This window comes from Phyllobacterium sp. P5_D12, assembly GCF_054049495.1.
Genome location: NZ_JBFUMG010000136.1, coordinates 1 through 10,082, shown reverse-complemented (window position 1 = coordinate 10,082; position 10,082 = coordinate 1). Strand labels below are relative to the sequence as shown.

The following is a 10,082-nucleotide window of genomic DNA, read 5'->3' as shown; positions in this document are numbered from 1 at the left end:
GCTCACTACCGGTGAAATCAACGGCAACACTTATGACAAGCTCGTTCGGCTCGATATCAACGATCCTTCGAAGGTCGTTGCCGATGTCGCCGAAAGCTGGACGGTTTCCGATGATGGCTTGACATATACTTTCAAACTGAAGCCGGGCCTGAAATTTGCGTCGGGTAATCCGGTCACGGCTGATGATGTCGCCTGGTCGTTCGAACGCGCCGTCAAGCTCGACAAGAGCCCGGCGTTCATCCTGACCCAGTTTGGCCTGAAGCCCGACAATGTCACCGAAAAGGCCAAGGCAACCGATCCTTCGACCTTCGTGTTCACAGTCGATCAGCCTTACGCACCGAGCTTCGTCCTGAACTGCCTGACTGCGACAGTTGCCTCGGTTGTCGACAAGAAGCTCACTTCCGAGCATGTCGTCAATGATGATTTCGGCTGGGCTTGGCTGAAGACCGCCTATGCGGGTTCCGGTCCGATGAAAATCCGCGACTGGCGCGCCAACGAAATCATCGTTCTGGAACGCAATGACAACTACTGGGGCACCAAGGCGCCTCTCATGCGTGTCATCTATAGACACGTCAAGGAAAGCGCAGCGCAGCGCCTCCTGCTTGAGAAGGGCGATATCGACATTGCCCGCAATCTAGAACCCAACGATCTGGAGCAGGTGGTCAAGAACAGTGACATCGCGACCACCAACGCGCCAAAAGGCACCGTCTATTACATCAGCCTTAACCAGAAAAACGCGGACCTTGCCAAGCCAGGCGTAAGCGAGGCGCTGAAATACCTCGTCGATTACGACGCTATCGGCGAGAAGCTGATCAAGGGCATTGGCGAGATCCACCAGACATTCTTGCCGAAGGGTGTCCTCGGCGAACTCGACGAGAATCCCTACAAGCTGGATGTCGCCAAAGCCAAGGAACTGCTCGCAAAGGCAGGCCTGAAGGATGGTTTCACCGTTACCATGGACGTACGAAACAATCAGCCGGTGACGGGCATTGCCGAATCCGTGCAGCAGACATTCGCTCAGGGCGGCGTCAAGATGGAGATCATTCCGGGCGATGGTAAGCAGACGCTGACCAAGTATCGTGCTCGTACCCATGACATGTATATCGGCCAGTGGGGCGTGGATTATTGGGATCCGAACTCGAATGCGGACACCTTCACCAACAACCCCAACAATTCCGACGAAGGCACAAATAAGACATTGGCGTGGCGCAACGCCTGGGATGTGCCGGACCTGACCAAGGAAACCAAGGCTGCCCTCCTCGAGCGAGATGGTGCCAAACGAGCACAGATGTATCAGGCCCTGCAGAAAAAAGTTCTAGCAACCAGCCCCTTCATCATGATTTTCCAGCAGATCGAGGTTGCGGGCTATCGTTCGAACCTCAAGGGCTTCAAGCTCGGACCGTCATTCGACACGAACTACGTTTTCAATATCTCGAAGTGATCCGGGGTTCGCACCGTTGACCAATCCCGACATGCAACTGGAGTCCAGGCGCTCAGGCGCCTGGGCTACCAACTTCGCTTGGGCCGCCGGCAGGTTCATCCTGATCGGCATCATCACGTTCCTGGGGCTGATCGCCGTCACATTCTTCATCGGACGTGTCATTCCAATCGATCCGGCTCTTGCCATCGTTGGCGACCGGGCGCCTGCCCACGTGGTCGAACGGGTACGCGAAGAACTCGGTCTTAATCTGCCACTGTACGAGCAGTTTTTCATCTACGTTAAGGGCGTGCTGGAGGGTAATTTCGGCAATTCGGTTCTGACCACTAATCCTGTGATGCAGGACATAAGGCGCGTCTTCCCCGCCACGATGGAGCTTGCGACATTCGGCACGCTCATCGGTGCGGTTTTTGGGGTGCCGTTGGGCGTTCTCGCTGCGGTCAAACGCGGCAGCATCATCGATCAGATCGTTCGCGTCATCGGCCTCATCGGCTATTCCGTCCCGATCTTCTGGCTTGGAATGATCGGCCTTGTCGTGTTCTACGCCAAGCTCGGCTGGACTTCGGGGCCAGGCCGTATCGACGTCGTCTATGAATACACCTTCACGCCTATCACCGGCTTCTACTTGCTCGATGCGGTTCTGCAGCGGAACTGGGAAGCGTTTCGCAACATTTTCAGCTTCATCATTCTGCCCGCCTCGCTGCTCGGCTATTTTTCGTTGGCCTATATCAGCCGGATGACGCGATCATTTATGCTCAACGAGCTGGAACAGGAATATATCGTGGCCGCGCGGGCCAAGGGTCTTTCCGAAACGCGCATCATCTGGGGCCATGCCCTGCGCAATGCCGCGGTGCCACTGGTCACTGTGATCGCGCTGTCCTATGCCGGATTGCTCGAAGGCTCGGTGCTGACCGAGACGGTTTTCTCATGGCCGGGGCTGGGGCTCTACATCACCAATTCGCTGCAGAACGCCGACATGAATGCGGTGCTTGGAGGTACGATCATCATCGGAACGGTGTTCGTCGCCATCAACCTTCTGTCCGATCTCCTGTATCGGGCGCTTGACCCACGGACACGTGCGCGATGACCGACCTTGCAAGACCCATGACGCGCCGCGAATGGCTGATGAGCGACCGGCCGCAATCGCGCATGCAGGCTCGGCTCGGCAGGGCCTATCTGGTCTGGAGCCGCTTCGCCAGCAACAAGCTTGCCGTCGTTGGTCTCGGCATCATCATTGCACTTCTGCTTGTCGCCGCCTTCGCAAATGTGCTTGCGCCACATTCGCCCGTGATCGGCGATTTACGCAATGCGCGCCTGTTGCCGCCGGGCGGCGAATATCTGCTTGGCACCGACGACCAGGGCCGCGATATTCTTTCGCGGTTGATTTATGGCTCGCGGCTGACGCTTTATGTGGTCATCCTCGTTGCCATCATCGCAGCACCAATCGGGCTTCTGGTTGGAACCATCGCTGGTTATGCCGGGGGCTGGACCGATTCAATTCTGATGCGCATCACCGATATCTTCCTGGCGTTTCCCAAGCTTATTCTTGCCTTGGCCTTCGTCGCCGCGCTCGGGCCCGGCATCGAGAACGCGGTCATTGCCATTGCGATCACTTCGTGGCCGCCCTATGCGCGTATCGCGCGCGCTGAAACGCTGACCGTGCGCAACTCCGACTACATCGCTGCGGTGCGGTTGATGGGTGCGTCGCCGATTCGGATTGTGCTGCGTCACATCATGCCGCTGTGTCTCTCTTCGCTGATAGTGCGCGTAACGCTAGACATGGCGGGAATCATCCTGACTGCCGCCGGGCTTGGCTTTCTTGGCCTCGGTGCACAGCCGCCATTGCCGGAATGGGGCGCGATGATCGCTTCCGGCCGTCGCTTCATTATGGATCAGTGGTGGGTTGCAGCAGCACCGGGCTTTGCCATCCTGATCGTCAGCCTCGGCTTTAATCTTCTAGGCGATGGCCTGCGCGATGCGCTCGACCCGCGGGGCAGCAACCAATGAGCACGATGCTGACCGTAGAGGACCTTCGCGTGCAGTTTCCGACCCGTACTGGCACCGTCGATGCGGTGCGCGGCGTTTCCTTCACGCTTGGACGCGAGCGGCTTGGCATCGTCGGCGAGTCCGGTTCAGGCAAGTCGCAGACCGGCCGCGCCATCATGGGGCTGACACCGCCACATGCGAAGATCACTGCACAGAAGCTCAACTTCGACGGCATCGACCTGCTGGAGGCTTCGGTGAAGCAGCGGCGAAGCCTTCGCGGCAACCGCATTGCCATGATCCTGCAGGATCCGAAATATTCGCTCAATCCTGTCATGAGTATCGGCCGGCAGATCGTCGAAACGCTCAGGACGCATGAGAAGGTCAGCAAGGCCGAGGCACGCAAACGGGCGCTCGACATGCTTGCCGCCGTACAGATCCGTGATGCAGAGCGGGTCTACGATTTGCATCCGCATGAGGTTTCGGGCGGCATGGGTCAGCGCGCAATGATTGCCATGATGCTGATCACCGGGCCAGAGTTACTGATCGCCGATGAGCCCACCTCGGCGCTGGATGTGACCGTGCAACTCGACGTGCTGAGGATTCTCGACAATCTGGTGCGGGATCGCGGCATGGGCCTGATCTTCATTTCTCACGATCTGCGGCTGGTTTCATCGTTCTGCGACCGCGTCATCGTCATGTATGCGGGGCGGATCGTCGAGGAAATTGCCGCAACCGATTTGCACAATGCCAAGCATCCCTACACGCAAGGCCTGCTCAATTGCATGCCGCAGATCGGTGTCGACCGGCATCCGCTGCCGGTGCTCGACCGCAAGCCGGAGTGGGCCGCATGACGCCAACCCGGTCCAACGCATTGGTCATTGAAAAGCTCGAAGTGAAATTCGACCGCTTTCTCGCCCTGCGCGGTGTCAGCTTCGACGTGGCGCCGGGCGAATCCTTTGGTCTTGTCGGTGAATCCGGCTCGGGAAAATCCACATTGCTGCGTGCTGTCGCAGGTATCGCTCCGGTCAGCGCCGGAACGATTACCGTCAACGGCAAGACGCTGGGTTCGTCCCGCACCAAGGCATTTTACCGCGAAGTGCAGATGGTGTTCCAGGACCCTTATGGCTCGCTGCATCCGCGCCAGACCGTGGATCGATTACTCCTGGAACCGCTGGTGATCCATGGGTTCAGTGATATCGAAAAGCGTATCCTGCGCGCACTGGATGAAGTGGGATTGGGGTCGAGCTTCCGCTTCCGCTATTCACACCAGCTATCGGGCGGCCAACGTCAGCGCGTCGCCATTGCCCGGGCGCTTATCCTCGAACCGTCGATCCTGCTCCTCGATGAGCCCACATCGGCCCTCGATGCGTCGGTTCAGGCGGAGGTATTGAACTTGCTGGAGCAGATCAGGCGCGACCGGAAACTGACTTTCCTCATGGTGAGCCATGATCTCGCCGTGGTTACCCATATGTGCGACCGGCTGATGGTCATGCAGAATGGCGCCGAGGTGGAGCGGCTGACCGCATCGGAACTTGCGAAACGCAAGGTCACGCAGGAATACACGCGCAATCTTCTCGTCGCGAGCCAGGGTTTCGTCCGGCCGGATATCCAGCCTGAGCGTTAACAATCTTCATTGGATTTTTACCATTCCAACAATGATTTTATACAAATCGTGCTGCCTAAGCATGATCGTGAAAATATGAATGAATTTACTAAGCACGAATTTACGCCGGAGATTCAAAGGTCCATGTAACGACGGAGTGGGCCAATGAAAAAAATTCGAAATTTCCTCAAGGACCGCAGCGGGGCAACAGCAATAACCTTCGGATTGCTGCTCATACCGATCATGGGGATGACCGGACTGGCTGTGGATTACAGCCTCGCGAGCAATGAGCGGTCCAAATTACAGAACGCCGCAGATTCGGCCGCATTGGCTGGGGCGTCGGTTTTCACCGGGTCGAATTCTGCGGCGGCAGAAGCGCGTGCAAAAGCCTACCTCAAGGCTAATCTCGGTGCGGCAGCGGACAAGGTTACCATCAAATTCACCGCGGCCGATCAAAAGGTCAACGTTGCAATCAGCGGCGGGACAAACACACTGTTCATGCATCTGCTAAAGCAGGACAAGGTTGCGATCGGCGTGAATGCTACGGCCTTGGCGCCATTGAAACCTACAACGGCGAAATTCATTCCCGGTGACATGTACGGCTGGTATTTCAAGAAGGTTTCCATCGTTGTCGTGAAGAACGGCGTGGAAACCGTGATGGGAACTGTAACCTACACAAGTGCCTACAGAAGTGGTCCCAACAGTGAGAATGGTCGTGGTACGGGTATCAAAACCCAGGTGCCGCCGGACAATACGACCATTAATCTCGGAGATTACGACAAGTTGTATCTCAAGATGGAAGTCAAAAACGATGGCTGCGACATTGGATACAAGTACACCGCCGATCCCGCGGACCCCAACCATACTCTTTGCGTACCGAGCGCTTCCTCTAGCAGTTATAACCTGACGTTGCGCACCGACGATCCAAATACGGTCGATTATCTGTTCGTTGAGGGCGTGCGGTTGAAGAAGGGCACAACCCCTCCACTGGACGAGCTGTTCAATTGCGGTGGCAAGCAAGACCACGCTTGGGAAGATGGTGGTGGCTTTACGCAACAGGACTTTTTCTACCAGGTAGAGGCCGCCTGTAAATCCGTGGACGGCGAGAACGTCCGTCTGACAAACTAGTCCGATAACAACCACAGCGGCGCAATTGACTTTGTCCTTGCGCCGCTCCATCATGACTGCATTCCGAGGGGGGCACTGTACAGTGCTGAGATAGCGTCGAGCTGGACCCTTGAACCTGATCCGGGTTATGCCGGCGTAGGAACGGGAATTGAGCCTTCTTCGCACACCTCAAGTCTTGTCTTCGCACATATCCGGATCTCCGATCATGATGGAGACCAGACTGTGCCCGTTTCCTTGAAATTTCTCCGGCAAAAACGGTAGTGGCGTGAACAGCGCCATGCGCCTGGTTTTGCAGATAGCGGCAGCTTTGCTGGCGGTGGTCCTTTGCTGGCAAGTGATCGTCTGGGTGATGGCGCCGCCTCGCTTCATCCTGCCGGGACCATTGACGGTTATTGCCACGCTGGTCGACGAGCAGCACTATCTGCTGACCAACGCGGCCATCACGATGGTGGAGATTATCCTTGGGCTGATATTTGGGGCGCTGGCAGGCATCCTTACTGCTCTTCTCGTCTGCGCTGTGCCGGGTTTCCGGCAGATCGTCTGGCCTCTGATGCTCGTGCTGCAGGCGTTGCCGGTTTTCGCCATCGCACCGCTGCTGGTTCTGTGGTTTGGTTTTGGCCTTGCCTCGAAGGTCGTGATGGCGAGCCTCATCATCTTCTTTCCAGTGGCCTCGGCCTTCGCCGACGGTCTGCAGCGCACCAATCAGGATCTCCTCGACGCGGCGACACTGACACAGGCATCGCCCCTCGCGACACTGTTTCTCGTGCGTGTGCCGAGCGCCTTACCCGCACTGGGTTCCGGCTTGCGCGTCGCCGCAGTTTTCGCGCCAATCGGCGCTGTCATCGGCGAATGGGTTGGCTCGTCGCGCGGTCTCGGCTTCGTCATGCTTCAGGCCAATGCGCGCATGCAGACGGATACGCTGTTTGCTGCCCTCATCATTCTCGCCACGCTGACCATTGTCCTGCGCTTCCTGGTCGATGCGCTGGCAAGACGGCTCACGCCATGGGCGCGCGAGGCATGACAATTTCCCTTATTTCATCGCATGCAAAAGGATCTTCGATGTTTCGCATTCATTCCCTGATTTTCATGGTCGGTCTCGCCGTTTCTGCCTTCGGCTTTTCCAGCCCGGCCATGGCAGCCGACAAGTTGACTGTTCTTCTCGAATGGTTCGTTAATCCCGACCATGCGCCGCTGGTCATCGCCAAAGAGAAGGGTTACTTCGCGGAGGCCGGTCTCGATGTCGAGCTGATCCCGCCGGCTGATCCGGCAGCGCCGCCACGCCTTGTTGCGGCGAAGCAGGCGGACATCGCAATTCACTATCAGCCCACGCTTTTTCTTGACCATGATGAAGGCCTGCCGCTGGTCCGGTTCGGCACACTGGTCGAAACGCCGCTCAATACGGTGATGACGCTGGCGGACGGGCCAATCAAAAGCTTGAAGGATTTGAAAGGCAAGAAGGTTGGCTTTTCCGTAGCGGGCTTTGAAGATGCGATGCTGGGTGCCATGCTGAAAGCGGAAGGCCTGTCGACCAAGGATGTCGAGTTGATCAATGTCAACTTTGCTCTCTCCACCTCGCTGATTTCCGGGCAGGTGGATGCAACTGTGGGTGCCTATCGCAATTTCGAGCTGACGCAGATGGCGCAGGAAGGGCACAAGGGGCTCGCCTTCTTCCCGGAAGAACATGGCGTGCCTCCCTATGACGAGCTTATTTTCGTCACTCACCCGGATTTGCTGAAGGACGACCGGCTCAAGCGCTTTCTCGGCGCGGTGGAGAAGGGCGCGATCTATCTGACCAACCATCCGGACGATTCCTGGCAGCTCTTCATCAAGGCCTATCCGGATCTGGATAATCCACTGAACAAGCAGGCCTGGATCGACACGCTGCCGCGCTTCGCCAAGCGGCCCGCTGCGCTCGATCGCGGCCGCTACGAACGGTTCGGTGTCTTCATGCACGATGCGGGGCTGATCAAGAGCGTCCCCAAGGTCGAAGACATCGCCGTGGAATTAAACTGAACGTTTCAACCCAAAGAGAGAACACATGCCAAAAGTAGATTACCGGCTGAACGCCATTGTCGATGTCGATGCTATCGGCGGGGGCAGAGACCTAGGCCAGCTTGCGCTTAGCGCCGCGCGCGGTGGCGCGACAATTATCCAGTACCGTGACAAGAACTCGCCAACGCGCCTTATGGTCGAGCGGGCCAGAACTATCCATGCTGCACTGAAGGGGACTGGGGTGCCGCTGGTGGTCAACGACCGTATCGACGTGGCGCTCGCCGCCGGCGTCGAAGGCGTGCATGTCGGCCGCGAGGACATGCTCGTGGCAGATGTGCGCCGTCTGCTCGGACGCGACGCGATCATCGGCCTAACGGTAAAGAACGAAGCAGATGCTCAGGCGGCCATCGAGGCCGATATCGACTACGCTTGTATCGGCGGCCTGTTCGAAACACCGGCAAAGCACAATTTGAAACCTATCGGCTTTGAGGGGTTCAGCCGTCTGGCGCCGATCATCCGCAGGGTGAAGCCAGACCTTCCGATCGGCGCAATCGCCGGTATCGATCTTGCGCGTACGCCGCCTGCGATTGCTGCCGGAGCCGATGGCGTGGCGGTAATTTCGGCGATCTTCCGGCAGGACGATCCGCAACGCGTGACCGCTGCATTGCTGGCGGCGGTCGATATTGCGTTGAAGGAACGGGCATGACTGCAATTGCATTGACGATTGCCGGTTCCGACAGCGGCGGAGGCGCAGGCGTCCAGGCGGATTTAAAGACATTCTCGGCGCTTGGCGTTTATGGCACCAGTGTTTTGACGGCGATCACCGCGCAGAATACGCGCGGGGTGAGCGCTATCGAGAATCTTTCGCCTGGCATCGTCCGCGCGCAGATCGATGCTGTCCTGTCTGATATCGACGTTAAGGCCATCAAGATCGGCATGGTCGGCGTGGTCGAAACGATCGAGGCAATCGCTGACGCGCTCGAGCACTGGAACCGCAAGGTGGTACTGGACCCGGTTATGGTCGCTACATCGGGCGACCGCCTGTTGCAGCCAGAGGCTATTGAAGCGTTGCGGCAGCTTCTTCTGCCGCGCGCTTTGGTACTGACACCCAATCTGCCGGAAGCAGCATTGCTGACAGGTGAGCCTATGGCAGAGGACGAAGCCGGGATGGCCCGGCAGGCAGAGAAACTGCTGGCGCTCGGAGCGGCGGCTGTGCTGGTCAAGGGCGGTCATGCGAAATCCGAGATGAGTACGGACCTTTTGTTCGACGGTGTCACGATGCAGCGCTTTTCAAGCCCGCGCATCATGACGAACAATGACCATGGCACTGGCTGCACTCTGGCCGCCGCAATAACCGCCGGATTGGCCAAAGGCCTTGATTTAGGTGAGGCTGTAACTGATGCGAAAGACTATCTGACGGCGGCGATTGCCGCGGCTGAAATACTTAAAGTGGGGCAGGGACGCGGGCCTGTGCACCACTTCCACCGCTGGTGGCCGGCATGACGGTGTCGATCATTTCGGGCCGCTCGAACGGCAAGGGGACCATCGCGGGAAGAACGACTTGATCGCTCGCGTAAGCGAGTTGCGCGGTGGCCGGAGCTGCCGGCGGGAACGGCTGGGTTGCGGTCGGGATAGTCGCGGCAACCGCGGTATTGCCGGCAACCGGAGCAGGTTCGGGAGCGGCAACGGTTTCGACCGGCGATGCCGGCTCCAATACGTCCAGCATGCCCTTGCGCTTGGCCTGGAAATAATAGCCGCGTGAATAAAGCCGCACTGCCTGGTCCGGATTGTAATCGGCGACCTTGTAGGCCCCGGCCAGATATCTCACGCCATATTTGAGATTGGTCTCGGCATCGAGCAGATCCTTGGCGCTGCCGTCATGCCCCATGCCGCGTGCGGTCGCGGGCAGCATCTGCATCAGGCCCCAATACGGAC

10 protein-coding genes, 1 pseudogene and 1 riboswitch are annotated in these 10,082 nt (G+C 58.1%); of the genes and pseudogenes, 10 read left to right on the top strand and 1 reads right to left on the bottom strand.

What is annotated here, in order from left to right; translation table 11 throughout:
- The 10 genes from ACXJ5O_RS11435 to thiD all read left to right on the top strand — a co-directional run.
- A partial coding sequence (locus ACXJ5O_RS11435; protein WP_457299995.1) for an ABC transporter substrate-binding protein occupies positions 1-1,441 on the top strand: 1,441 nt, incomplete at its 5' end.
- A 31-nt stretch (positions 1,442-1,472) separates the two neighbouring features.
- Positions 1,473-2,525, top strand: coding sequence for an ABC transporter permease (locus tag ACXJ5O_RS11430; RefSeq protein ID WP_457299997.1), 1,053 nt, complete (start codon positions 1,473-1,475; stop codon positions 2,523-2,525).
- On the top strand, positions 2,522-3,445 hold the full coding sequence (gene nikC, locus ACXJ5O_RS11425) for a nickel transporter permease (protein WP_457299994.1): 924 nt from the start codon (positions 2,522-2,524) through the stop codon (positions 3,443-3,445). The genes ACXJ5O_RS11430 and nikC overlap by 4 nt, the downstream gene beginning before the upstream one ends.
- A complete protein-coding gene (locus ACXJ5O_RS11420) occupies positions 3,442-4,275 on the top strand; it encodes an ABC transporter ATP-binding protein (RefSeq protein ID WP_457299993.1) in 834 nt (277 codons plus the stop codon). Before nikC ends, ACXJ5O_RS11420 begins: the two co-directional genes overlap by 4 nt.
- On the top strand, positions 4,272-5,048 hold the full coding sequence (locus tag ACXJ5O_RS11415; RefSeq protein WP_457299992.1) for an ABC transporter ATP-binding protein: 777 nt from the start codon (positions 4,272-4,274) through the stop codon (positions 5,046-5,048). Before ACXJ5O_RS11420 ends, ACXJ5O_RS11415 begins: the two co-directional genes overlap by 4 nt.
- A 144-nt stretch (positions 5,049-5,192) precedes the next feature.
- Positions 5,193-6,155: a TadE/TadG family type IV pilus assembly protein gene (locus tag ACXJ5O_RS11410; protein ID WP_457299991.1), complete on the top strand. Its 963-nt coding sequence runs from the start codon at positions 5,193-5,195 to the stop codon at positions 6,153-6,155.
- Positions 6,156-6,211: 56 nt separating this feature from the next.
- Positions 6,212-6,314, top strand: a riboswitch (TPP riboswitch).
- A 118-nt stretch (positions 6,315-6,432) separates the two neighbouring features.
- A complete protein-coding gene (locus ACXJ5O_RS11405; protein ID WP_457299990.1) occupies positions 6,433-7,176 on the top strand; it encodes an ABC transporter permease in 744 nt (247 codons plus the stop codon).
- A gap of 65 nt (positions 7,177-7,241) precedes the next feature.
- A complete protein-coding gene (locus ACXJ5O_RS11400; RefSeq protein ID WP_457299996.1) occupies positions 7,242-8,168 on the top strand; it encodes an ABC transporter substrate-binding protein in 927 nt (308 codons plus the stop codon).
- A 25-nt stretch (positions 8,169-8,193) separates the two neighbouring features.
- Positions 8,194-8,853 (top strand): thiamine phosphate synthase, encoded by a 660-nt coding sequence (thiE, locus tag ACXJ5O_RS11395; protein WP_457299989.1) that lies wholly within the window; start codon positions 8,194-8,196, stop codon positions 8,851-8,853.
- Positions 8,850-9,650, top strand: coding sequence for a bifunctional hydroxymethylpyrimidine kinase/phosphomethylpyrimidine kinase (gene thiD / locus ACXJ5O_RS11390; RefSeq protein ID WP_457299988.1), 801 nt, complete (start codon positions 8,850-8,852; stop codon positions 9,648-9,650). Before thiE ends, thiD begins: the two co-directional genes overlap by 4 nt.
- A 222-nt stretch (positions 9,651-9,872) precedes the next feature.
- On the opposite strand, the pseudogene ACXJ5O_RS11385 reads toward thiD, so the two are convergent.
- A pseudogene (locus ACXJ5O_RS11385) lies at positions 9,873-10,082 on the bottom strand (lytic transglycosylase domain-containing protein); the annotation flags it as partial.

Excerpts from the sequence above, each read along its gene's own strand:
- ACXJ5O_RS11430 (WP_457299997.1), top strand. The coding sequence starts at position 1,473 with ATGCAACTGGAGTCCAGGCGCTCAGGCGCCTGGGCTACCAACTTCGCT.
- ACXJ5O_RS11415 (WP_457299992.1), top strand. The coding sequence starts at position 4,272 with ATGACGCCAACCCGGTCCAACGCATTGGTCATTGAAAAGCTCGAAGTG.
- thiE (WP_457299989.1), top strand. The coding sequence starts at position 8,194 with ATGCCAAAAGTAGATTACCGGCTGAACGCCATTGTCGATGTCGATGCT.
- ACXJ5O_RS11410 (WP_457299991.1), top strand. The coding sequence starts at position 5,193 with ATGAAAAAAATTCGAAATTTCCTCAAGGACCGCAGCGGGGCAACAGCA.
- ACXJ5O_RS11420 (WP_457299993.1), top strand. The coding sequence starts at position 3,442 with ATGAGCACGATGCTGACCGTAGAGGACCTTCGCGTGCAGTTTCCGACC.
- ACXJ5O_RS11405 (WP_457299990.1), top strand. The coding sequence starts at position 6,433 with ATGCGCCTGGTTTTGCAGATAGCGGCAGCTTTGCTGGCGGTGGTCCTT.
- ACXJ5O_RS11400 (WP_457299996.1), top strand. The coding sequence starts at position 7,242 with ATGGTCGGTCTCGCCGTTTCTGCCTTCGGCTTTTCCAGCCCGGCCATG.
- thiD (WP_457299988.1), top strand. The coding sequence starts at position 8,850 with ATGACTGCAATTGCATTGACGATTGCCGGTTCCGACAGCGGCGGAGGC.
- nikC (WP_457299994.1), top strand. The coding sequence starts at position 2,522 with ATGACCGACCTTGCAAGACCCATGACGCGCCGCGAATGGCTGATGAGC.